Origin of the sequence: Colwellia sp. BRX9-1, assembly GCF_014077195.1 — a bacterium.
Taxonomy (GTDB): Bacteria; Pseudomonadota; Gammaproteobacteria; order Enterobacterales; family Alteromonadaceae; genus Colwellia_A.
The window spans coordinates 123,748-149,107 of record NZ_JACGVM010000010.1 but is presented as its reverse complement, the minus strand read 5'-3'; the positions used below and the strand labels follow the sequence as shown (position 1 = coordinate 149,107).

At 37.6% G+C, this 25,360-nt stretch carries 19 protein-coding genes; 11 read left to right on the top strand and 8 right to left on the bottom strand.

Annotated elements, in window-relative coordinates:
• Nucleotides 1-65: 65 nt before the first annotated feature.
• The gene (locus H4J76_RS11255; RefSeq protein WP_182215277.1) at nt 66-716 is read right to left on the bottom strand and encodes a thiol:disulfide interchange protein DsbA/DsbL; all 651 of its coding nucleotides are present in this window, start codon (nt 714-716) and stop codon (nt 66-68) included.
• Between the two features lie 118 nt (nt 717-834).
• Nucleotides 835-999: a hypothetical protein gene (locus H4J76_RS11250; protein WP_182230611.1), complete on the bottom strand. Its 165-nt coding sequence runs from the start codon at nt 997-999 to the stop codon at nt 835-837.
• A 110-nt stretch (nt 1,000-1,109) separates the two neighbouring features.
• Here H4J76_RS11250 and H4J76_RS11245 point away from each other — a divergent pair, with 110 nt between their 5' ends.
• From H4J76_RS11245 to H4J76_RS11230, 4 genes are all read left to right on the top strand, one after another.
• Nucleotides 1,110-2,036, top strand: coding sequence for a LysR substrate-binding domain-containing protein (locus tag H4J76_RS11245; RefSeq protein WP_182230610.1), 927 nt, complete (start codon nt 1,110-1,112; stop codon nt 2,034-2,036).
• A 38-nt stretch (nt 2,037-2,074) separates the two neighbouring features.
• Nucleotides 2,075-3,475 (top strand): sigma-54 dependent transcriptional regulator, encoded by a 1,401-nt coding sequence (locus tag H4J76_RS11240; protein ID WP_182230609.1) that lies wholly within the window; start codon nt 2,075-2,077, stop codon nt 3,473-3,475.
• Entirely contained in the window at nt 3,456-4,757 is a 1,302-nt protein-coding gene (locus H4J76_RS11235) for a PAS domain-containing sensor histidine kinase (RefSeq protein WP_182230608.1), read from the top strand. The genes H4J76_RS11240 and H4J76_RS11235 overlap by 20 nt, the downstream gene beginning before the upstream one ends.
• Before the next feature lie 174 nt (nt 4,758-4,931).
• Complete coding sequence (locus tag H4J76_RS11230; protein ID WP_182221414.1) at nt 4,932-5,402, top strand: cytochrome c; 471 nt, start codon at nt 4,932-4,934, stop codon at nt 5,400-5,402.
• A 136-nt stretch (nt 5,403-5,538) separates the two neighbouring features.
• On the opposite strand, the gene H4J76_RS11225 is transcribed toward H4J76_RS11230, so the two are convergent.
• Complete coding sequence (locus tag H4J76_RS11225; protein WP_220466019.1) at nt 5,539-6,231, bottom strand: cytochrome b/b6 domain-containing protein; 693 nt, start codon at nt 6,229-6,231, stop codon at nt 5,539-5,541.
• A 239-nt stretch (nt 6,232-6,470) separates the two neighbouring features.
• On the opposite strand from H4J76_RS11225, the gene H4J76_RS11220 reads away from it, so the two are divergent.
• From H4J76_RS11220 to H4J76_RS11195, 6 genes are all read left to right on the top strand, one after another.
• Nucleotides 6,471-7,718 carry an HlyD family efflux transporter periplasmic adaptor subunit gene (locus H4J76_RS11220; RefSeq protein WP_182230607.1) on the top strand — a complete coding sequence of 416 codons (1,248 nt, stop codon included), beginning with the start codon at nt 6,471-6,473 and terminating at the stop codon, nt 7,716-7,718.
• A 31-nt stretch (nt 7,719-7,749) separates the two neighbouring features.
• Nucleotides 7,750-8,454, top strand: a complete 705-nt coding sequence (locus H4J76_RS11215; RefSeq protein ID WP_182221416.1) for an ABC transporter ATP-binding protein — start codon at nt 7,750-7,752, stop codon at nt 8,452-8,454.
• Between the two features lie 340 nt (nt 8,455-8,794).
• Nucleotides 8,795-11,203 carry an ABC transporter permease gene (locus tag H4J76_RS11210; protein ID WP_182230606.1) on the top strand — a complete coding sequence of 803 codons (2,409 nt, stop codon included), beginning with the start codon at nt 8,795-8,797 and terminating at the stop codon, nt 11,201-11,203.
• Nucleotides 11,203-13,656 carry an ABC transporter permease gene (locus tag H4J76_RS11205; protein WP_182230605.1) on the top strand — a complete coding sequence of 818 codons (2,454 nt, stop codon included), beginning with the start codon at nt 11,203-11,205 and terminating at the stop codon, nt 13,654-13,656. Before H4J76_RS11210 ends, H4J76_RS11205 begins: the two co-directional genes overlap by 1 nt.
• Entirely contained in the window at nt 13,656-16,112 is a 2,457-nt protein-coding gene (locus H4J76_RS11200) for an ABC transporter permease (protein WP_182230604.1), read from the top strand. Before H4J76_RS11205 ends, H4J76_RS11200 begins: the two co-directional genes overlap by 1 nt.
• Before the next feature lie 121 nt (nt 16,113-16,233).
• Nucleotides 16,234-17,274 (top strand): tetratricopeptide repeat protein, encoded by a 1,041-nt coding sequence (locus H4J76_RS11195; RefSeq protein WP_182230603.1) that lies wholly within the window; start codon nt 16,234-16,236, stop codon nt 17,272-17,274.
• Between the two features lie 72 nt (nt 17,275-17,346).
• On the opposite strand, the gene H4J76_RS11190 is transcribed toward H4J76_RS11195, so the two are convergent.
• From H4J76_RS11190 to H4J76_RS11170, 5 genes are all read right to left on the bottom strand, one after another.
• A complete protein-coding gene (locus H4J76_RS11190; RefSeq protein WP_182215298.1) occupies nt 17,347-17,778 on the bottom strand; it encodes a hypothetical protein in 432 nt (143 codons plus the stop codon).
• A 245-nt stretch (nt 17,779-18,023) separates the two neighbouring features.
• Nucleotides 18,024-19,880 (bottom strand): M61 family metallopeptidase, encoded by a 1,857-nt coding sequence (locus H4J76_RS11185; RefSeq protein WP_182230602.1) that lies wholly within the window; start codon nt 19,878-19,880, stop codon nt 18,024-18,026.
• Between the two features lie 137 nt (nt 19,881-20,017).
• The gene (pip, locus tag H4J76_RS11180) at nt 20,018-20,962 is read right to left on the bottom strand and encodes a prolyl aminopeptidase (RefSeq protein ID WP_182215301.1); all 945 of its coding nucleotides are present in this window, start codon (nt 20,960-20,962) and stop codon (nt 20,018-20,020) included.
• A gap of 65 nt (nt 20,963-21,027) precedes the next feature.
• A complete protein-coding gene (locus H4J76_RS11175; protein WP_182215303.1) occupies nt 21,028-21,813 on the bottom strand; it encodes a CPBP family intramembrane glutamic endopeptidase in 786 nt (261 codons plus the stop codon).
• A 139-nt stretch (nt 21,814-21,952) separates the two neighbouring features.
• Nucleotides 21,953-22,168, bottom strand: coding sequence for a cysteine-rich CWC family protein (locus tag H4J76_RS11170; protein ID WP_182215305.1), 216 nt, complete (start codon nt 22,166-22,168; stop codon nt 21,953-21,955).
• Between the two features lie 189 nt (nt 22,169-22,357).
• On the opposite strand from H4J76_RS11170, the gene H4J76_RS11165 reads away from it, so the two are divergent.
• On the top strand, nt 22,358-25,354 hold the full coding sequence (locus tag H4J76_RS11165) for a DUF3857 domain-containing protein (protein ID WP_182215306.1): 2,997 nt from the start codon (nt 22,358-22,360) through the stop codon (nt 25,352-25,354).
• The last annotated feature ends 6 nt before the right edge of the window (nt 25,355-25,360 follow it).

Sequence of the window (25,360 nt, the reverse complement as noted above, 5' to 3'; positions counted from 1 at the left end):
AATTGAGTTTCTAAATAATAGATTCTTAATTTGCAGTGAATATTCTCTAGGTCTTCTTTTACATATTACAAGGTAAAGAGGTGCGCGACTAATGCGGTGTAGTCAGCGAAAAAGTTTTTATCATCAAGGGCTTTAGAATTTATCAAATATTTACCATTAACCACCATAGTCGGAACACCGGTTAATTGACGAGCCGCTGATAACTTATCCTGAGTCTGCTTATTACGCTTAGCTTCACTAATAATGCTAAAGTTTTTCATGCCTTTATCAAATTTAGCACCATCTCCGCCACTCAATACAAAAATGTTACGAATATCTTCTTCGCTATTTATCGTTGCACGCTCGGTCTGTAAATAGTTAAAAATGGCAGGAGAGAATTTTTTAGCAACAGCCGTCTTCTCGGCAATAATAAGGGCTTTACTTAGCATAAACTGAATTTCTGGCGCAGTTTGTTGCATAAAGTCCACGTGCGTTTTTTCCAGCTTCACCCCTTTGGGCAATACCTTTTCGAATTCATTTAAATAGGGCTCATAAGCGCGACACGCAGGACAGTAATAAGAGAAGTATTCACGCAGCTCAGGTTTGTTGGTAGTTTGTTCAGATATAACCGTATAGTGCTTACCTTCTTCAAATTTACTGTCTTGTGCTGCAACCGCTGTCGCAGCGAATAAGGTCAAGGCGATGAATCCGCCAAATAGTGTTTTAAGAGCTTTCATGGTTGTCCTCAGAGAATCATTTATTAATTTTGATTGTTGCGAGTATAGACCAAAGTAAAAAGCGTCGGTTCATCGTAAAATGTAAAAGTTTATTACGAAAATTTTTTAGCGAAAGTCATTATTTAAAATGAATTAAAAGACATAAGTTTAAATTATTTGAAATAATAGCTAAACGTCGTTGAGTTGTAGCTGTTTTATTTTTTAGTATATTACTGTTGTTATCAATAAATGGTTTGTTAATTTCTTTATTATCAGTGGTTAATGTTTTTGTTGGCTTTTCCATTATCTATCCTTATTTGTGGGTGTAAGACTATTCTGTCAAAACAAAAAATGACAAACCAACGATATAAACTTACACTTAATATAAGTAAAACTTATGGCAAATAAGTAAAGATGGATCAACGACTCAAGTATTTAAATGCAATGCGTACCTTTGAAAGTGCTGCTCGACATAAAAGTTATAGTCAAGCGGCAGAGGAGTTGTTTGTTTCTCAAGCGGCGGTTAGCCAACAAATGCGGCAATTGGAAAACGTTTTATCCGTAAAATTATTCGTTCGTACCGGCCGTAAAATGTTGTTAACGCCAAGCGGTGAGACTTTGTATGAGTCGACACATCAAGCGCTTAACACATTAATAAAAGGGCTTAACAGTATTCAACAAGAAGATATTGCTGGCGATTTAACGATTACGTCAACACAAGCATTTTGTTCTTTATGGTTAATGCCTCGTTTATATAAATTTTCTCAAGTACACCCGGATGTTAATGTACGCATATTAGGCTCAAATCAGAAAGAAGATTTACAACAAAAAAATATAGATTTGGCGATACGCTTTGGTGTTAAAAAACAAGTGTCCAACGCTGATAATCTCGTCATGGAAGATTTTGGTGAAGATGTCGTATATCCCGTTTGCTCCCCCAAGTTATTACAACATATGTGGCTTCAAAGCCCCAAAGACCTCCTAGACTGCACTTTAGTTAGCTTAGCTAATGACCATGTAGTTACTTGGGATAAATGGTTTGAACATGCAGGCGTCAAAGGCTTTGAAAGCATGACTAAGAAAACAGAAGTTACCTCGAGCGATATGGCCTTAAATGCAGTATTAAGTGGCCATGGCGTTACACTTGCTGCCAGTGCGATGTTTTCACAATACATTCATACTAAGCAATTAGTTGTGCCTTTTAAAATTAAGCATCCAGTGATTTGGAAACGCTATTTGGCTTACGACCCCAATTCAGCCAAGCGCAAACGTATTGAGGTTTTTATTGACTGGGTGCGCGCCGAGATGGCAAGCTCAGCACCGAAAGTATTATTAAGATAATTTTGCTTTCGTTACATTTATCTAAGGAATATCAGTAGATGCCTTGTATTTTAGTTATTGATGACCGTCCGGATATCCGTCTAAGTTTAGCGGTATTGTTAGAAGATCATCACTACACCGTTATTGAAGCCGACAACCCTCAAATTGCACAAGTGAAATTAAAAAATCATGCTATATCACTGATATTGCTTGATATGAACTATCAACTAGACACAACGTCTGGTGAAGAAGGTTTAGCTTTTCTTACTTGGTTACAAAACTCTTCATTTGGACATACACCTACAATAGCAATGACCGCTTGGTCGAACACCGACCTAGTCGTAAAAGCAATGAACTTAGGTGCTAACGACTTTATTGAAAAGCCTTGGCGTAATAAACACTTATTGCATACTGTGGCGCAGCAGCTCAACCTTTTAAACCTTTCAAGTCAAAATAAAAAATTAAAACAACAACTTATCAATGAAAATTGTGACGATTATGTCTGGCAATCACCCGTTATGACGCAATTATTGAAAAAAGTAAAAGCGGTGGCACATACCGATGTCAGTATTTTATTAACCGGTGATAATGGCACAGGTAAAAGCGAACTTGCTCGCTTTATTCATCAAGAATCACCGCGTAATAACGAAGCTTTTATTGCCGTAAATATGGGCGCTATCAGCGAGTCACTGTTTGAAAGCGAGATGTTTGGCCATAAAAAAGGCGCTTTTACTGATGCCAAACAAAACCGTATTGGGCGTTTTGAACTCGCTGAAAATGGTACTTTATTTTTGGATGAAATCGCCAATATTCCACTTTCCCAACAAGCTAAACTACTACGTGTATTAGAAAATGGAGAATACGAAACCCTTGGATCAAGCCTGACACAAAAAACAAATACTCGTATAATATCAGCGACTAATGGTGACTTTACTCAGTTACTAAGTACTGAGCTATTTAGAGAAGATTTATATTACCGTCTTAATACTATTGAATTTAGAGTGCCGTCGTTAAAAGAACGCACGGAAGATATTTTATTGTTAGCGCAATTCTTTGTTGATAAATTCACTAAAAAATATCAACGGTCTGTTCGCGCTATATCGCACGGTGCACAGCAAGCTATGCTTGATTACCATTGGCCAGGAAATGTGAGGGAAATGAGCCATTTAGTTGAACGAGCGGTATTGTTAGCTGAACATGAACAGTTATTGGCAGAAGATTTGCACATTAGAAATGTCAGTCCTGCGGGGGCAGTCGAAAACTTAGCCAATAATGCGCTTCAAAATAATGAGCCGAGTAATCAATTACCATTAATGACATTGGCTGAAGCGGAAGTTGCCATGGTTAAATTAGCGCTCAAACAAAGCGCAGGAAATGTACCTCAAGCGGCGATATTACTGGGTTTAACAAAAGCGTCGATGTATCGACGTGTGGAGAAATATGGCCTTGCTAAAAACTAATTCTCTAGAAAGCTTTATACAAAAAAAACTTGCTATACTCTGTACTGTTATTTTGTTGTTAAGTGGTTATATTTTATGGCTTTTAACGATAAAGTGGCAGTGGATCGTTATTGTTGAATTAGTGCTTTTTACGATTTGTTTTGGCTTTACTTTGTCAATAAAGCAGCGTGTGATGCGATCTTTTACTCGTGCTTCTTTACATATAGATGCCATTACTCAAGAAGATTATAACCAATTTGGAAAATCAACTTTCCCAGAGGGTAAAGTTAGCGAATTTCATCAGCAATTGAAACAACTGAGTGAAAAGTTACAAACACAAAAGTCTCATTATGATCAGCAGGCTTTTCTGGTTTATCAATTGATCTCACAGTTAGATACACCAGTTTTGATATTTAATGAAAAACAACAGCTTACACTTGGTAACGAAGCGTTTTATTATCTGTTTAAGCAACCATGGCAAATGTTTCGTCACGCCACTGCCGATTTATTGGGTTTACATTACAATGACGGACACTGGAAGTTCATAGAACAAGCGAAACAAAACCGCTGGCAAATACGTCACAGTGAATTTATAGATGATGGTGAAAATCATCAACTGCTGCTTTTTATTGATATTGAACCCGCATTGCGAGAAAGCCAATTAAATGCCTGGCAGCAAATCATTCGCGTACTCGGCCATGAGATCCGTAATTCATTAACACCAGTATCTTCGATGGCAGAGACACTAGCAGACAAAGCAAGCAACGAAAGAGACAAAATGGTGCTTGGTGTTATTACCGAGCGTTGTTTGCATTTACAATCTTTTGTGAACCGTTACTCGTCGTTATCACAAAAGTTACAAATAAATTGCCAGTGGTTGTCTGTAGAGCACGTTATTAAGTCTGTTTCGGGTTTGTTCTCCGATATAAATATTACCCTCAACGCGCGTGTTAATGAATTTTGGGCAGATGGCGAATTTATAGAACAAATTTTTATTAACTTATTTAAAAATGCTAAAGAGGCAGGCGCCACTGAAATAGCGGTTAGCCTTGCTTTAGAAGATCAATATTACATTATTGAAATTACCGACGATGGCCATGGTTTCTCTAACATGAACAACTTATTTGTTCCGCTCTATTCAACTAAACCACAAGGGCAAGGAATAGGGTTAAGCTTTTGTCGTAATATCATTGAACAGCATCATGGGGTAATGGAGCTGCATAATAATAACGAGAGTGGTCAACTGCAATCAGGCGTTACCGTAATGATGATTCTACCTAAGCCCAACATTAACAGGGGTTAGCCGCGAGTTCAATTATGAACTAGGTAAGAGTTCGAAAATGAACTTTTGTTTATCTGAGTAAGCTGAATCAATGAAATTGGTTTAACAATATGTTGATTTGTAAATAATAATTATTGTCATTTAATAGTGAAGTTTTGCTATAGTGATAAAATTACCATAAGGACAATAAATAAAATGAAATTATTTACAAAAATAGTAGCCGCGAGTATTTTTACTGTATTAGCTACAGGTGCAATCGCTAACTCAGCAAGCTCTTTAAAACATGCAGAAAAAGCGACTGATTTACGCCAATCAATATTTAGTTTGTTGGGCAGCAACATGGGTCCTTTAGGCGGTATGGCTAAAGGAAAAATTGAATTTGATGCGGAAAAAGTATCAACGCATGCTTTACGCATTAATCAATTATCACTGATGATTGCCGACTATACCCGCACGAACACTTCGGCACATAAAGTGAAGACTGAAGCACTCGACAAAATTTGGGAACAACCTGATGCATTTTCAAAACGTATTGATGACTTAACACAAGCATCGGCTAATTTGCAAAAAGCAGCTTTAAGCGGAGATGAAAGTCTTATTAAAAAAGCGATTGGTGGTGTAGGTAAAACCTGCGGCGGCTGCCATGATGATTTTAAAGCAGAATAGTGCTTAACCCGTGACCATTTAAACGACTTTAGTACTTTAAAGTCTGATGGTTTAGGGTTTTATTAACATAAATTAATAGGTGATTTCAGCGGTGTAAAACATCCTGTAATCACCTATCGTTAAAATAACAAATGTATTAGTAGTAATATTCTTCTATAACAGGTGCATTCAGCACCACCAGCCAATAAACAAAAACCACAGCCACTATTACCATTAAAAGTGCAATCCATAACTTAGAGTGTTTGATCACATTTGTTTTATCTACTTTAGCGGCAAGCTTTTTTCCTGTGATCATTGGGAGTATTATCGATTGCTTTTTTACTCGCTCATAATAGGCGATTGCCAATAGGTGCATAGCAATGGCTGCAATCATAAAATCAAAGACATTGTGATGTAAAAACATCATAACATGTTCGACTTCTTTGCTAACACTATCGTAGTAAGGTCCAGAAGAAAATACATCGTCATTGATAAACAAACCACTTATTGCCTGTAAACTGATGAGAAAAATCATCAAAAAAACCATCAAACTGCCTAATGGATTATGACCACTACTATTTTTAACTTGATTGTTTTTTATATCACCAATGTAGTTAATAAGGCGCTTAGGTGTTGGAAAAAAAGATCTAAACTGCGAGTGTTTAGTACCGAAGAATCCCCACAAAGTTCTGAAAACAAGTAAGCCTAAAGCGAAATAGCCAAGTTTCATATGAATATCAATCAGGTTATTGTCTTGATCAGAAGTGTACCAAGAGGCAATAACAGTAAAGGCAAATAGCCAATGAAAAAGTCGTAAAGGTAAATCCCAAATAAGAACATGTTTCAGCAAGAGTCTATCCCAAATAGAAATAAAGTATTAATTGTAATGGCTACAAATTATGAAGTAAAAAGGAATCACCGAATTACTTCACATCAATAACGAAATATTTTGAGTTCATTATCGAACTAGTACGAAAATAAGGTTGTCGATTTAATGTTTTACATTGATTTATATAGGAAATATTATTGGCACGAAATTAGCTATATCAATATATAGAAAGACGGTTAAGCAACAACCAAGAGAATAATGTGGATATTTTAAAACAGAAGCCTAAAAAAACATTGCTCAATAACAAAGGACTAATAGTAACGATCGCCGCTGTTATTGTTATTGTATTGGTAAGTTATGCAAAAGCGTCACTTAATAGTGTCAGCCTAGCGAGAAAAGATTTATTGCTTGCAACGGTAAAGCAAGGAAATATAGACGTTACCGTAGAAGGATACGGCAAGTTAACCTCAGATAAATTGCAATTAATTACTACCCTCACCAAAGCAACGGTTGAAGAAATCGTATTAAAACCTGGCGCTACTGTTACCAAAGAAAGCGTAATCGTAAGATTAGCAAACCCAGAACTGCAGCAACAAGTGCAAAGTGCTGAATATTCAGTAGCTGAGTCAAGAGCCAATTTACGCCAACTAAAATTAAACCAAAGACGCGAAACACTCACCGAAAAGTCAAATTATTTAGAACTTGTATCACAGCATAAAGGGGCTCGTTTAACGTTAACGGCACAAAATAAATTGGTAAAAAGCGGTATTGTCAAACAAATAGACTATCAAGAAAGCATATTGCGTGAAGATCAGTTAAAAGAACGAATTGAAATTTTTAAAGAACGTAATGAACAGCTTAAAGAAGTACATAAAGAGGCGATAAATATACAACTAGAACGAATTAAGCAAGTTGAACAAAGGCTAACAATCGCTAAAGACCGGAAAAATAAATTAGTGGTAAAGGCCGGTTTTGACGGTGTGCTACAACGTTTATCTGTAAATTTAGGGCAAAGCTTGTCTCCAGGGCAAGAAGTCGCCTTAATTGGTAGTGTTACCGAATTAATTGCGTTGATCCGCGTGCCACAAAACCAAGTGCAATTAGTTAAAATTGGTCAGAACGTTATCGTTGATACCCGACAAGAACTCATTGAGGGGAAAGTTAAGCGTATTGACCCTATTGTTGACCAAAACACCGTCGAGGTGGAGATATCATTCCCTGGAAAACTACCTAAAAGTGCAAGGCCCGAACAAAACATTGATGCGGTGATCACGGCTAAAGTACTCAAAAACATTTACTACATCGACCGACCTGCCAATGTGCAAGCGCAGAGTGAAACTTCGCTGTATCGGCTTAATAAAGAAATGTCTGAAGCTATAAGAGTCGATATAAGTTTTGGGGAAAAAACTGGACGATTTATTGAAATAAGTGCGGGAGCCAACTTGGGCGACCAATTTATTATTTCAGATTTAAGTAACTATAAAACAGCCAAAATTTCGATTTTATAATTGAGTCATAAAATTACAAAAGGATAGGTACATGAGCACAGCCATTTTATTATTAAAAAATATCGGCAAAATTTTTGAAACCGAAGAACTTGAAACACATGCTTTGAAATCAATTAACTTAACCGTTAATAAAGGAGACTATGTTTCAATATCTGGTCCTTCTGGCTGTGGTAAATCAACACTTTTATCAATTATGGGCTTACTTGATGTAAGTAGCAGTGGAGAGTATTTCATTGAAGGTGTCAATGTTACTGACCTATCCCTGGATCAAGCTGCAGAAGTTAGAAATGCAAAGATTGGTTTTATATTTCAATCGTTTAATTTAATAGACGAGCTTTCAGTTTTCGACAACGTGGCTTTGCCACTGCGCTACCATGCCGACAAGCCTAATAACGCGACAATCAAAAAACGTGTCATAGAATGTTTAGAAAAAGTAGGCCTGTCACACCGTATTAGTCACAAACCAAACCAACTTTCTGGCGGTCAACAACAACGTGTTGCCATTGCTCGTGCGTTAGTTGCTAATCCTGCAGTGCTATTAGTGGATGAACCAACGGGTAACCTTGACTCTAAAAGTGCTGACCAAGTTATGGATGTACTCGACCAATTAAATAAAGCGGGTACAACCATTTGTATGGTAACGCATGATCCGCGCTATGCAGATATGGCACGTACTAAAGTACAGCTTCTTGATGGCGCTATTTTACACTCACCGGGTGTAAAACTAGTCGGGTAAATCGGCTAACTCAATAAGTACTTTGTACCGTCATACTGAATTTATTTCAGTATCTAAAGTTGTTGAAAAGTTTAAAACCAGATCCTGAAACAAGTTCAGGATGACGCTATTTTAGACTCGCTGGGTGTAAAACTAGTCGGTTAAGTCGGCTAACTCAATAAGTACTTTTTACCGTCATACTGAATTTATTTCAGTATCTAAAGTTGTTGAAAAGTTTAAAAACCAGATCCTGAAACAAGTTCAGGATGACGCTATTTTAGACCCGCTGGGTGTAAAACTAGCGAGATAACTCACCCTGAACCTTATTCAGGGTGATGGTCAGAAGATAGGGTCATGAAAAATGAACAGTTATTTAATCAAACAAGCGTATTTAAGCTTAAAGCAAAAACCGATTTTTGTGCTTAGTGTGGTTTCTACCATGGGCGTAACCTTAGGTGCATTATTATGTGTGCTGACCTTAGCGTATGTCATGTTAATAAAACCCTTACCGTATCCTGACCAAGAGCGTTTATATAATGTTGAACATCAATTAATCAGTAATGAAAATGCTATTGATGGCCGCGCATTTACCTACCCTAATCTAATGCATTTATATAACCAGCAATCGTTATTTGAGCAAAGTGTTTTAATGTATGTTGATGGCGGGGTCATTACTTCTTTGCCAAGCGAACCCATGGTGGCAATATCATTTATAACGCCGCAATGGTTTTCATTGTTCTCTGCAAAAATGGAGTTAGGGAAGGGATTTGCAGAAAGTGAAAAAGTTAACAGTTATAACCCCGTTGCCGTTTTAACTTATGAAACATGGCAAAATAAGTTTAATGGCGACATTAATGTACTTGAAAAAAGCCTGACGTTAAGCGGAAATAACTACCGAATTATTGGTGTACTCGCAGAAAATAACATTGAAGCGCCACTCGCCGGCGCTGGTTTTAAAACCGAGTTATATCTTCCATGGGATTATAATTCGGTAAGTGAAAGAGAACGAAAACGTTGGGGAAATGATGATAGCGGTTTGATATATGTTGGTAAGCTGAATAAGCAATATGCGGAATATTCCAAGCCACAAATTGATCAAATACTAACAAAGGTCGTCAATGAGAATTGGCAAAGTAAGGTATCGGGTCATGACTTTTTTAAAAATTGGTCGATCGTACTTGAAACACAAACATTAAAATCTTTTATTGTTAGCGATGGTGAACGTAGCGTTTACTTATTATTGATTGGATCATTAGGTTTACTGTTTATTGCTTGCGCTAACATCGCCAATTTATTTGTTTCACGAACAGTAGAGCGTCAGCAGCAACTTGCTATTTCTGCGGCTGTTGGTGCTTCTAAAGCACAATTATTTCGCAATATTTTAGCTGAAACAGGGCTGTTAATGTTTGCCGCTATTATACTCGCGCAGGTTGTTATTTTTGTTGGTTTTAGTGTTTTACAATATTACCTTGGTGATTTTCTACCACGCATTGATGAACTTGAACTCAATGCATTTTCATTTTCAGCTTCTATTTTACTTTTAGTCTTGTTAACACTTACCTTCTCACATTTATGTTTGAAAATGATCAACTATCATGCACTTAACGCTACGTTGCAATCAGGTGGCAAAGGCAGTGGTATTCAAGTGTCAAAGCGTGTGCGAAACATCTTAATTAGCAGTCAAATAGCGACAGCAACCGCCTTAGTCTTTATTAATGTCGTTTTGTATAAAGACGCCAGTGAATTAGTAAACCAACCTTTGGGTTATCAAACAAATAACATTACCTCGGTGGTATTGGCATTACCCAATGTTGAAAGCGAGATAAAAGCACAAAAACTCACTGCCCTTAAAGTTGAGTTATTAGCCCATCCGAAAATAAAAAAAGTAAGCCAAGCGATGCGACCCACAGGCTTTGGTACTTTGGCATTAACAGCTATGGAAACAGAAAATCGTTATACCGTGCTAGGGAAAGATATTGATGAACAATACTTTAGCATGCTCAAACAAGCGATTATTGAAGGTGACAACTTTAGTGCTGCAGATATTAAAGACGACAGAAGCGTGATGATTGTTAATGATGTTTTTGCACAAAGATTAGCGCCAAATGGCAGTGCGATTGGCTTTAAATTCAAAAATGGTGTTGAAGTTATTGGTGTTGTAAAAAGTATTAATATGCCTGGCATACAGAGAGTAGAGTCTCGTTTTTATTACCCCGCAAGTTTGGCAAGAAATATGTTGCTAATAGAACAGCATCAAGGGCAAATATTTAATCGTGATGAAATGATTAGTGCGATGAAAAGCGTTGATAAAAAATTAAGTTTATTCACCTTCACATCACTCAATGAATATAAAGACCGTCGATTATTTTCTTCAGTAACTACAGCCGTTACGACACTAGTATTGGCTATTTTAACGTTATTACTATCAGGTTTAGGTTTGTACGGTATTCTTAACTATTCTAGCCAAATGCGTCGTTTTGAAATTGGTACTCGCATGGCTATTGGTGCAAAGGGTAAAGATATTGTTAGCTTAGTCTTTAAAGATAATGCTGGCGCATTAGGCATTGGTTTAGCGGTAAGTTTTGTTGTATTACTTGTTTTGTATCTTGGTTTCAGTGATACATTAAATGCTTATATTAGCTTAGAGCTTCTCCCCTTATTTATTCTCACAGTGGGAGCAATATCACTGCTTTCATCACTTGCCTGTTATGTGCCGTTACGCCCATTTATTAAAAACCCCGTTATTCATGCCTTAAAGGGCAATGAATAATGAATCTATTTATCTATCAGTTAAAACAAGCCTTCTTAAGCCTTAAGAAAAAACCAGGCTTTGTTTTTAGTGTGGTTTCAACCATGGGCGTTACGTTAGGCGCGTTGTTATGTGTGTTAACACTAGCCTATTTATTGTTGATTGAGCCATTGCCATACCCTGAGCAAGATCGACTTTTTGTTGCTGAGCATAAGGTTCTTGGCGATAAAAAAGAGACCAAAACAGTTGCTTATAGTTATGCTGGCTTGGTGCATTTATACCAAAGTAAAGCCGCATTTGAACAAGCGGCCATCATGTATTATGACCAAGATGTGATCCTTTCTCACCTTAACCAACCACTCGTCAATACCACTTATACCACGCCGGAGTTACATCAACTGTTAGCGTCGACTATGGCAACAGGTCGAATGTTTACGGCTAGCGAAGCTCTGGATACCAATAACCCAGTAGCTATGCTCAGTTATAATACTTGGCAGCAAAAATATGATGGCAGTGCGGATATTCTTGAACAAAAAATCAATGTCAGGGGTGTTAGTTATCGCATTGTTGGTGTATTGGCAGAAGATTTTGTTGAACCCGAATTGGCTGAAATTGGGCGTGAAACGCAAGTTTGGCTGCCATGGGATTATAATCAGACTGACCAAGTAAGCAGAAAAAGTTTTTTGAGCATTAAAGGTAACTTTAAATTTATTGGTCAATTGAAAAAAGGGCTTAGCAAAAGCCAAGCACAACAACTTTTAACCCCTTTAGTGAGTAAACGCTGGCAAGAAGGTGTTGCTGATATGGGATTCTTCAAGGATTGGTCAATCGAAATGCGAGTCCGCTCAGTGAAGGACGTTATGCTCGGGGATAGTGAGTCTATTGCGGTAATGCTGTTAGCGGGTGTGATTGGTTTAGTATTGATTGCCTGCGCAAATATCTCTAATTTGTTTATCGCACGTACTGCAGAAAAGCAACGTCAAATGGCGATTCAAGCAGCGATTGGTGCCACTAAGAAACATTTATTTAAAGCGATGTTGGCTGAAACCAGTTTACTGATGTTGATGTCGATCATACTCGCCTTGATACTTGCTAAGGGCGGTTTTTATATTATGCAGCAATATTTGGCCTCGGTATTACCGCGAGTTGACGAGCTATCTCTTAATCCGATAACTCTTAGCTGTGCGGCGCTAGCAACCATTATTCTTGCATTGTTTTTTGCTAAATTAAGTACTCGTATTATCAATTATCGTGCACTCAATGCTAGCTTACAAAGTAGTGGTAAGGGCAGTGGTTTACAGGTATCAACAAAGACACGCCAAGTCTTAATCGCCAGCCAAGTGGCATTAGCGACGCTATTAGTATTTGCCAACTTGAGCTTACTTAAAGATGCCGTTAAAACCATTAATGCACCGATAGGTTTTAGCACCAATAATATCTCGATTTTAACGTTAAACTTTTCTTCAACCCAATCATCTAGCCAGGAAGAGGTCATCGCCATTATGGCTGAGATCATAGAAAAGCTTAAAGCCTTACCACAGGTGAAAGCCATTGCACATGCGAGTTCACCTTTAGATGGCTTTGGTATTAAATTGCTAACCAAACTTGATGATAATGAAGGGCATTCACCGTATTTAAAAAGAATTGATCATAGATATTTTAATATAATTGAACAACCGCTATTACAAGGTGAAAATTTTACCAAGCTAGATAGCCGAGATAACAACTATTCGATGATTGTTAACCAAGCGTTTGCTAAGCAGTTAACACCTGACGGTGATGTCATAGGTATGCGGCTAGTATCGATAAATGAGCCTGAATTTAAAATAATAGGTATTGTTAAAGATATTGCCATTCCTGGCGATACTCCGTTTGGCAGCGAAGATGTAGCTGCGCCTATACCAAGAGCCTATGTGCCCGATAATCTAAACGACAACAAATTTATGCTTAAAATAAAGGCAGGTCAGTCTATAAGTCGCGAAGAACTGGGCAAATTGTTAGCTGGGATTGACTCAAGATATTCTGTTTTTAGTTTCAATACCGCCAATGATCTTCTTACCAAAAGCTTGTTCACCGAAATAACGACCGCAGTAACAACCGCAGCTTTATCGTTAATCACTTTTTCTCTCGCCGGTCTCGGTTTATATGGTGTTTTAAGTTATAGCACTCAAATGCGCCGCCTTGAATTAGGTACACGTATGGCTGTTGGTGCAAAACGCCGTGACTTAATATTACTGATCATAAAAGACAACGTGAAGCCGATTTTTTTTGGGATATTGTTTAGCTTAATTATTTTATTCACAGCGTATTTATTCTTTAGTGTTGAACTTTCATCGTATATCAACACGCAATTAGCGCCAATGTTTGTCGCGACACTCCTATTAATTTCTACTCTTTCGTTATTGGCTTGTTATTTACCATTAAGACGATTTATTAATTCTCCTGCGATAAGCAACTTACAAGGAAGTGAATAATGAACTTATTTACCTATCAACTAAAACAAGCATTTTTAAGCTTGAAGAAAAAGCCGGGCTTTGTTTTTAGTGTTGTTTCAACAATGGGGATTACCTTAGGTGCTTTGTTATGTGTGTTAACACTGGCCTATGTAATGCTAATTAAACCCTTGCCGTATCCTGATCAAGACCGATTATACCGTGTCGACAGCCAACAGTTTGATGCTGCTGGCGCTTTAAATGTTACTGCTTTTAGTTACCCGAGTCTCGTGCATTTATACAGGCATCAACAAGAGAAGAACCAGCAGGTTTTCGACCAAGTGGCTTTATCAATTTATGACGATGAAGTACTAACGTCACTCGCCACGCAGCCAACATTATCAACCGCCTATGTTACCCCTGAATGGTTTGAGCTTACTGCGGCAAGTATGGCTATAGGGCGAGCATTTTCTGAGTCTGAGCACATTAATAGTAATATTCCTGTTGCGGTATTAAGTTATCAAACATGGGTGAATGACTTTGCTGAAGCAACGGATATTCTCGATGAAAAAGTGACTTTTCGTGGTATAAGTTTTCAGGTTATTGGTGTTTTGTCGTCAGCGTTTATTGAACCTAAAATATCAACCATTGGCCAAGAAACCAACGTTTGGCTACCTTTTAACTTTAATGCTGGCGGCGAAACGTATCGAGCACGTTGGTGGGATAGGGCGAATAACTTAACCTTTATTGGCAAACTTGCTAAAGATGAAAATGTTGCACAAGCGCAAGCGAAAGTTACCCAGCTAGTGAATGAAACCTGGCAAGAGAATATCGACCAAAATGGCTACAACAAAGGCTGGCATATCGAAGTGAAATTATTGTCATTTCAATCAGTAATTTTAGGTGATAGTGGCCGTAGCGCTTATTTATTGTTATTAGGCGTTATTGGCTTGTTAGCCATCGCGTTTATTAATATCGCTAACTTACAACTGTCACGCACGGTTGAAAAAAAGAGCCAATTAGCTTTACGTGCAGCGGTTGGTGCTAAACGTAAAGACCTTTTTAGTGTGCTTTTTGCTGAATCATTTCTGCTGATGTTTGGTGTATTGTTACTCGCCTTACTTATTGCGCAAGTAGGTTTTGGTGTATTGCAAACAAACTTGCAACAGGTATTGCCTCGCGTTAATGAGCTAAACCTTGGCTTATTCACCTTAACCAGTGCGGTAATAACCTCTTTGCTCTTAGCCATTCTATTTGCTTTGTTAAGTTACCGAGCGATAGACTTACGTCGCTTAAATAACAGCATTCAAACCAGCGGTAAAGGAACAGGGCTGCAAGTGTCGAAAGGGATGCGTACTTTCTTAGTGATCAGTCAAGTTACCGTGGCTACCGTATTAATTTTTATTAATATAAATTTATTAAAAACATCATTACAAACTATTTACGATCCGTCAGTGATGAACGTTGAGCAATTAAGCAGTGTAGTACTGACTCAATCTGATGCCGTTGAATTAACGCGCGCAGAGAGCTCTGCTATTACCGCAGAGATTCAACAAAAAATTTCAGAATTACCGCAAGTGAGTGTGGCGAGTAGAAATAGTTCACCGTTAACCGATGGTGAAGGTACTTGGTCGCTAACCGAAGTAACCTCTAATCAAACCGTATTACCGCTGGGTAAAAGCGTCGATAGTCATTATTTCTCATTAATGGGACAGAATTTATTAATGGGCGATAACTTCATTGAAAGTCACTTTACTGACCGAGCGCCAGTACTGATTATTAATGAGCAACTCGCCAAGCAATTAGTTACCGAGGAACAAGGTAATTTAAGTGCAGCACTCGGTAAGCAGCTTTCTTTTGGTGGCCCTAGCGCGTATACCATTATAGGTATCGTTAACGATCATAAATTGCCGGGAAAAACATCTATTCCAACGCGTGTTTACATGCCTAATTTAAGTCGTTCTAACTTACTGATTAAACTAAAAGACAATCAAACGTTAACGCGAGAACAGTTAGTGTTTGCGATTAAATCGACCAGTAAATCGATCAGTTTATTTGAATTCTCAACCTTAGCACAGCAAAAGGCTCAACGATTATTTAGCCAGTATACGGCGGCAATTACTACTGCAACACTCACGGTTATTACCTTCGTTTTATCAGCGATTGGTCTGTATGGCATTTTAAGTTACAGCACCCAAATGCGCCGTTTTGAAATTGGAACACGCATGGCCATTGGCGCTAAACGAAGCGACTTAATTAAATTGATTATTAAAGACAATGCCAGTGCAATATTATTGGGCGTACTGCTGAGTGTTGGCGTGTTGTCTCTATTAACCATTGGTTTTAGTGAACAAGTCAGCCACTACATCACCTTAGAATTACTGCCGGTGTTTATAGTGACCTTAGCGATGATCAGCATACTGTCGTTATTTGCCTGCTACTTTCCTTTGCGTCAATACATTAACAAACCTGTGATCCATGCATTAAAGGGTAGCTAATAATGACGTTCACTATCACGACTTTATTTCTATATGCGTCTACTAATCTTTTCGTAATTAATGCTTGTATGATTTTTGTACCAATGGTATAAAAAATAATGGAATAAAAAAAGAGTATAAAATGGAATACAGTGAATCAATAATTGAAGGTAGTATAATCAATGAGTTAACTTGCCCTGATTGTGGTTGTAAGCATCATCAGGTGAAAGGCGTGATTAAATATGCCTTCTTTTTTATTGAGTCTATTCCATTTTACCCGGTTAAAAAAAGTACTATCATCCAATGTCAGCAATGCTGGGTTCAAACCGATACAGCGACTTTACCAAAACAGCGTGTCAAAGAATTGTCAAAAAATCTATTTCCCGCTTGGCGATTGTTCAGTAAATTTTTAGGGTCGCTTTTAACGTTAATGTTCCTAGGTTACTTAGTACAAGGTGAAATCAAGCAACATCAATTGTCTGATCAGTTTATCGAAAACCCTGCTGTTAATGACTTCTACCATGTTGATTTTCGGTATCTTTCTAGTGAGTTACGACCCAATGAAAAATACCGTATTGGGAAGGTTACTGATATTACCGGTGATGTAGCAACCGTGGTCTATAGCCGATTATTTTATCGTATGCAGCATGGTGCAGATGAAAGCATTAGAGTCGGGCATGTAACCCACTTTAGTTTTTTTTCAAGAAAAGAATATCATTACAGTTTTGCTGAATTACATAAAATGCGCACGCAAGGTGCTATTTATCGGGTTGAAAGACCGATTAAAAATGAATTAAGGGGTAAGCCCGTTGTAACCGCGAAAAAGCGTTTTTTAAGTAGTACTTACTTCCCTGGCGCAAGACAGAACAATTCAGGTTTAGCTTTTTTAGAAGCGAGCTATATAGATAACCATATCGAATTAGCCTTTGAAAAATTCAACCTCTCAGCTGAAAGAGGCTATAAGCTTGGGCAAGTTAATTTAGCTGAACTTTACATCACAGGTAAGCATGGTGTGCAAGACTTAAACCAAGCACTACTTTGGTTACAAGAAGCGGCCTTACAAGACCACCAACCCGCCATAGATAAATACCTTATTGTTTGCCAGCAAGTTGCACAGTGCAGTAAAAGTGACTTTATCAAGGTATTATCAGAGCAAGGTGTTAATTTTCATATAGACAAATAAAACCTAAATAGACTTGGTGGGTATAGATTTAAAAGTAAGAGACTGCAATATCGGATTTATTGTCGATGTTCATTAAGAAAACATATTCTTTATGCGGCTAAGGAGCTTTCCATCACTTTGCGCAGACTCATCGTATTCGTAAGGTGAATCTAATACGGCTAAACGCAATGAATACGTGCCTCCGTGTCCCCAAGGCCACCATAACGCTATAATCGCTGGTGTTGAATCTGTGGCAGGTCGAGCTAAAATAAGTTGATCTTTGTTAAGTTTAATTAAGGGACCTAAGTATTCTTTAATTTCTTGTGGTGCTTTTTTTGCCGTTTTTTTATTCCATTCATGTTGAAATTGTTGGCGAAGTGCATCTAGCGTTTTATCTTTTTTATCACGAGAGAATTCAGACAGCATAGCGGAAAATCTGTCTTCCCAGCGCCATGTTAATTGCTCGCCTAATAAATGAATTATGGGATGAGTAAACTCTTCGATTTTTTCTTGGCAATATGACACAAACAAGTCCTATAAAATACGCTAAAAAGAAACTAGCTCTTAGCATAACAACAAATTATAGCCGATATATTACAACTGAATCACCATAAAAATAAAGCCTTTATTGGTAATAATTATCATTTGTAATAAATGTAATATAAAAGTGATTAAAATGTAAACTTACAATAAGCAATTGAAAGAAGTAAAGTTAATGGTTAGGTTAACTTTACTTCTCGCATAACTTTTACAGGTTAGGAGTTAGGACTCTATTTATTTTTATCGCTATTTTCTTTTGGTTTATCTGCGCCAAGCCATGCCAATAAAAATGCTTTTTGTGATTCACTTATCTCTTCATCATCTAGGGCTATTACTTTCACTTCTGGATTTTCAATAAAGATAATCGTGGTTGATAGTTTTTCGCCACGTTGAATGTATTTAATCGTTGTACTTTCACCCGGTTTAAATTGCTCTAATGCACTTGTCCATTGACTGTCGTTACCTATAGTTCTTCGACCTACTTTAACTATTTGGTCAGTACGTTCAAGACCTGCTTGATAAAGAGGAGAGCCAATTTTTATTGGTTTCTCAATAATGGCAGCTTCGCCACTAAAATTAAATTTAACCTGACCTAAAAAAGCATCACCTGGGTGAGCACTAACTATTTTTAAGCCAGCATGAGTTAATAGTGATGCGTAATCAGGTTTTACTTGTCCATAAATATATTGCTCAAAGAACTGCTTAGCAAAGGTATCATTATTTAATAAAGTCCCTAAGGTGTGGCGCAAATCTTCACGGGTGTAAGGAATTTCTGGTTTACCAAAATCTGTCCACATTTTTCTCATAAAATCATCAAGTGATTTTCCTGGAAATTGCTGGCGAATAGATAAATCTAGTGCTAATGCCATGGCACTGCCATAGCTGTAATAGCTGAAAAAGGTATTACTAAAATTAGTTTTATCAATAGCAGTACCCGCATCAGTAAACGTTGCCAGCATACTCGCACCTTCAGGGGTGAAAAATTTTCGACCAGGTACTTGCTCAACCTGATTAACCGTCTTGGTAACAGCTTTTAAGTATTCATCAACCGTAGACTCTTGCGCTCTGCGGATCATTAATTTGTCATAGTAAGAAGTAAAACCTTCGGCGAACCATAAGTTTGTTGTCATGTTATGAGCACTGAAGTTAAAAGGTTCTAACGCTTTAGGTCTTATGCGTTCAACATTCCAAGCATGAAAGAACTCATGTGATAAGGTGCCTAATTGTGAAAAATTCCCTTCATCTAATGATTGAGTATTAGTGAGAATTGTTGAGTTTCTATGCTCCATGCCATCGCGATTGACGTGGGGTAAATAACAGGCAATAAAAGTGTATTCTCCGTAATCAAAAGCAGGTAATTCGCCATAAACTTTAATTTGTTCAGCAACTACAGCTTTAGCTTGACGGGTAAATTCAACTAAATCTTCCTCTAGACCATTGTGATGCACAGCTAAGTTAATTTGGTAATCTTTGCCACTTGAGTGAACAGTCCAGCTTTTTACTTGGTGGTCACTAAGCTCTGTTGGGCTGTCCATAAAATAGGCTAAGTTGGGGGCAGTGAAGGTATATTTATCTTGGGTTTTTTGTAGCTGAGTGGCCACTTTCCATGTTGAACTAAAAGGTTCAAATGTTACTTTTATAGGACGCTTCTCATGGTTTGATGCCCACATAAACGTAGCAGGAATATTCAAGTGAGCATGTGTTCTGTCTATTTGAGCATAAGTACCATCAGCGCGGTCACCAAATAAGGTGTACGTTACGGTTACCTCACCATCGTGATTGTCGATTGCCCACTGATAAGGGTTAGGTCGCGTAATTTCTAAGGGCTCGCCCATACTGTTTACAGCAGTCACGTTATAAACGTTTTTAGCAAATTCATGTAAAGCATAGCGCCCTGGAGAGGTGCGGCTCATTTGAACGGTCAAAACTTGGCTTTCAATGTCTGGAAAGGTTACCGAAATTCGCGCTTCATGATGAACCGCGTTTTCGAAAGTCACTTTATAATGTGTAACGTTGTCTTTAACAGGTAATGAGTGACTTGAAAAAGACACTATTAATGCTAAAAGAACTGTGGGGGCAATTCTCATTTTTTAATCCTAAGCGTTTTATATTGTATAATTATTGGCTTAGTGTAGAGAATTATTACTATTTTTTACAGTAGTACTTTTAACAATAATGAAAGTAAGCAAGCCATATCATTAAAAAAAGCTCATAATAAACAATATTATAGCGTTAGCATTTTATTGGTGGCATTAATTAACTGATCTCTTGTTTCCGGTTCAATTGAAGCATGGCCAGCAATTGTACTGAACAATGTAGAATTTGGCAGTTGTTGATGTAAGAGCCAAGCATTGTCAAAAGGGCAGACAATATCGTAACGGCCATGAACAATAACCATAGGAATATTTTCAATCTTATGACAATTTTTTAGTATCTGATTTTCCGACAAAAAGCAGCCATGCACCATATAATGAGCTTCATGGCGAGAGAGAGTCCAAGAAGAATCATCGCCGGTGAGTGCAGCAACAAACTCTTCGTTAGGCTTTAGCGTGCAACAACGGATCTCCCATTTAGCCCATGCTTGAGCAACTCGCTCTGCAGCTACTTTATCGTCACCTGTCATAATGTCGTAGGCTGTTTTAACACCGGTCTGAATTTCACCATTAGGCAGAGCATCAAGATACTCTTGCCAATAATCAGGAAAAATTCGAGTACCACCTCCGCCTTCAAATGCCCATCGAGTATCCTCGGCACGCCCTAAAAAAATACCGCGTAATACCAAGCTGATCACTGATTCAGGGTGAGTTTGTGCATAGACTAAAGCCAGTGTTGATCCCCAAGAACCACCAAAAGCATGCCATTTTTTAATCTTTAGCTTTAGACGAATTTTCTCAATATCGGCAACTAATAACTGAGTATTATTATTATCTAAACTACCAAAAGGCAACGAACGACCACAGCCACGTTGGTCAAATAATATAATGAGATATTTCTCAGGATCAAAGAAACGTCGGTCATTGGCTGAACTCCCGGCTCCTGGTCCACCATGAATAAAAACAACGGCTTGTCCTTTTGGATTACCACATTGTTCTACATAGAGTTTATGTTGGTCACCAACGGGTAATAAAAAATGATCAAAAGGTGTGATTTCTGGATAAAGTTCGTTCATTGCTACGCTCATCGTTAATAATGAAATGAATTAATCTCACTAGGGTTAATGTTATCGCTATCTAGCTAGTTCATGAATAAATACATAGTTACACTGGAGTATAAATTATTTATAAAGTGCAGGTAAATCGGTAGGTAAATACCACCGCTACTATAGCGTGATACACCTAAAATAATGGCTAAAGGAAATAATACCACGAGTATGTTTATATCGTACTGGCCCGCATGAATTAAAGTAAATAACACACTGGTTATAATAATCGTAACAATAACACCTAAAGGCGAGCTTGCTAATCCTTTAAAGATAAAGCCCCTAAAAATAAGTTCTTCAAAAAATGGGGCGGCTATCACGACGGCAATAAAGAGCAAGAATAGATAATCAGTAGTGTTATAAATATTTATCATACTTTGTGGCGTTTTTATACCTAAGGCATCTGAGGCAAAGTAAGAAAAGATAAAATAACCTATTAGGACAAGATTATAATTAATGAAGTTGGCTTTATTTGGCCATTTGTTAAAACCTAAATAGGCCGCAGCTGTTGTTAGCTTTCTTCTTGCTGCGCAATAAAAGATCAAGGGGGTTAAACATAAAGCCGTGATCAGATAGTTAATCGCATTAAAGTCACCATCGAGTGCTAATCTTTGACTTATTTTTACTCCAGCGGTTAGGACGCGATCTATACTCATTGCTGGTGCGGCGACTTCTATGCCTGCGGCTATAGCAAGAACAGTAATCGAAATAATAAAGTAGAGGATAAAAAACAGTAAGGTTAACCCTAACGTTGCTGTAGCGCTCCACGGGCGACGAGTTCCAGTTAATGTTACCGCTATTTTTTGTGCATCAGCTAACATTGCTTTTCCTTGGTATTAGGACATAAAGAGAAAACACTCAGTAGTAACATTTACAGTAAATAGGGAAAGTGTTTTTTTCTCTGTTGATTAAGTGCTTGCAGTGCTAAATATTTAAAAGATTAGCGAGTTGAGAATTTCGTTAAAGTGCTGTGAAGTTATCTTTTTCAGTTAAATTAAATTTTCTAATACATGCTTGGCAGATACAACTTTTACCCTTGGCTTTATCAGGAACTTGTTGAATTAAGGCTTTGGGCACTTTTTCTAAAGTGCACCAACATTGCTGAGGTGAATTGACATCACAACGATTTTTTTGTTGGCAAAGAGGGCAGTTGCTGGTCTCTATATTTATAGTCATAGATTATTTACGCTTGAATTGTAGGGCGACAGTGTAGCTCGACAAGCATAGCAAGAAAAACCTAAGCTGACTTTACTTTTATGGGTAGTGTAGTTTTTTGATTCGCATGGCTAATGTTGTTAAAAATGTTGCTTTATTGACCTCATTAAAGGCAAACTAGCTAGATAATAAAAACAAAAAGGATTTTTTTTGCGTATTTTCAATTCTTTACCCCCAATAAAAATATTTATCGTTAGTGCCTTATTACTCTTACTGAGCGGCTTAACGCACGGCGAAAAATATGATGACATTTATATTGAAGCAGCCCCTACTTGGGTTGAGTCTCGTGATATCACACTAGCAAAAGACATTCCCGTAGACGAAATAACCGATGGTGTATTTTATCAATTACTGGATTCACAAAGGAAATTATCTGAAAAACAACAAAGTGCTTGGTATTCTCGCTATGTTCAAACAGTTGTAAACCAAGCTGGTGTTGATTATATCTCGCAAATAAATCTCGATTTTGACCCTACTTACCGAAAGCTGGTACTCAATACCTTGTTCGTTATTCGAGATGGGCAACGTATTGACAAATTGTCGAGTGCAAAGATTTCATTATTAAACCGAGAAACCGAATTAGAAAATCAAATTTACAATGGCTCCTTAACACTCAATATCCTTATTGACGATATTCAAGAGGGTGACACCATTGATTATAGTTTTACGCGTTATGGCGACAACCCGGTTTATAAAGGTATTTTCGCTTATAGCCGAACACTGAGTTGGAGTGTACCAATACGAGATCAATTTGTTCGAGTGCTTTGGGGGAAAAGTAAGCCTTTATTTTCCAGCACGCGCAATGTGTCAGTGCCAATTACAGAAAAAAAACTGGGTGAGTACACCGAATACCAAGTGCATATGCATAACGCTGAAACACTGTCATCAGCAAGCGAAGTGCCGGGTTGGTATGAACCTTATGGCTTAGTATCCTTTAGTGAAAGTAAAAACTGGGGCGATGTTGCTGTCTGGGCTGAAACCTTATATCAACCGAGTGAACAACATAAAACGATTATTGAAATTGCTAATGAGCTTCAGCAAAAAAATAAAAGCCAAGCAGAGCAAATTGCAGCAGCATTAAAATATACGCAAGACAATATACGCTATGTTGGCTTAGAAATGGGGGTTAATTCCCATTTACCGACACCGGCCCATGAAACCTTAGCGTTGAAATATGGCGACTGTAAAGACAAAGCCTTATTGTTTATTACGCTGTTAAAGGCATTGGGCATTGATGCATATCCCGCCTTAGTTAATACCGAAGAAACTAAATTTCTTGTTGAACAACTCCCTGCGGTTAATTTGTTTAATCACGTTATTGTTACCTTAGAATTTAATGGTAAACGTATTTGGTTAGATCCGACGTTAAGTTATCAAGAAGGGCGTTTAGCCTACCTTTTTCAACCCGATTATGGATTTGCGTTGGTAGTCAAACCGGGAGAAACAGCATTAACATCAATGGCTAATAGTCAGTCAAATTCTTATACTCATGTTGAAGACCGTTATGTTATTGGCGAAAATGTAGAGCAAGCAGTACCCTATTATATTGTCAGTGAATATTTAGGTGATACCGCGCAAACTAAGCACAGTCAAATTGAACAAGCGGGTAAAAAGAAACTTTCCACAGACTATGAAACCTTTTATCAAAGTACTTATCCTAAATTAACAGCTACTTCCGCCGTTGATATTACAACAGATTATTCAACAGGCGTTTTGAAATTAGCCGAAAGCTACACGATTAACGAATTTTGGAAAAAAGGAGAGGTTGATTATGAAAGAAGCTTCTATCCTACGGATATCAGAAATGCTGTTTATAAGCCCAAGCAAGTCGCAAGAGTTGCGCCGCTGTGGTTCGCTTACCCAAATAATATTATTAATAAAATCACCTTAGAATTCGAAGAACAAAACTGGGAATTTGATGATGATAGCTTCGTTGAAGACAATGATTTTTTCTTTTTTAAACGCGATGTTTCCTTTACCGATAATATCTTAAACTTAACCTTTGAATACCGCTCTAAGACTGATCATATTCCGGCAAATGAAGTGGAAAGTTATCTTGCTGCAAGAAAAACGTTAAGAAGTAAAGCTTACTACGGCATTACTAAATATGCGAAACAGACAGCCAGTACGGTTGACGTTGACGATGAAGAAAGCCCTTTAGCGAGTTGGATGCTTATCGCAATGTGGACTTATGCTATCGGCTTGGTTGCACTTCTTGTTAGCTGGCGAATCGAGTCTAATAAACGACCGGTATTTGCTAATAGTCATTTTTTTCCTGTAGCACTAGTTAAATTTATTACCCTGTCATTTTTTACCTTTGGACTTTATAGTGCCTATTGGATGTATCGAAATTGGCAGGTTATTAAACAAAAGCAGCAAAGCGATATCATGCCAATCGTACGAGGTTTCTTTTCTATCATTTGGTTCTATCCACTATTTTTAGCATTAAAAAATGACAGTATTGAACGTTTTGATAAAAACAAAGTGATGCTGCCTTTTATAGCGGTAATTTTTGCATTGGTGTATTTAATACTCTCATTAGTGGGTAACTATACAGAGCAAAAGGTTTTGAATGTATTGATAATGCTATTACCTTTACTCTTCATTCCTTTTGTAAAATACATTAATAGTATTAACGATCGAAACAGTGAGGCCATTCAGTACAATTCAAGATGGAATATACACAGCATTGTTGCGATTATATTATGTTTACCACTGCTGAGTTTTACCGTCGCCCAAGAAACGCCTTTTTTGCCAAGTGATTCGGTTATTTCGCAAAATGAAATTATGCAACACGACATGAAATATCTTTATCGACAGAATGTTGTTGCTGCCGATGAAACGATCCATTATTTTTATAGTGATGCTTTTCTAACTATTCGTGATGACGGAAATGGCTTTACCGATAAAGAAGTTTTCTCTTATTGGCAAGATGACAATGATGGTTTCCAGCTTGAAAAAGTCCAATTTCATGAGATTAAAGACATCAGTGTTACTTATGGCAAAGCAACAGATGAAAATACCATAGTGACGGTTACTCGTCTTGATGACACTAACTTTAAACTGTTTGTTGCTTCGACAAATACAGGCGATAAATTATTTGTCGATAAGTTAACGGCACTCTGGGAGTTAGCTAAGGTACGTTAGCGGTAT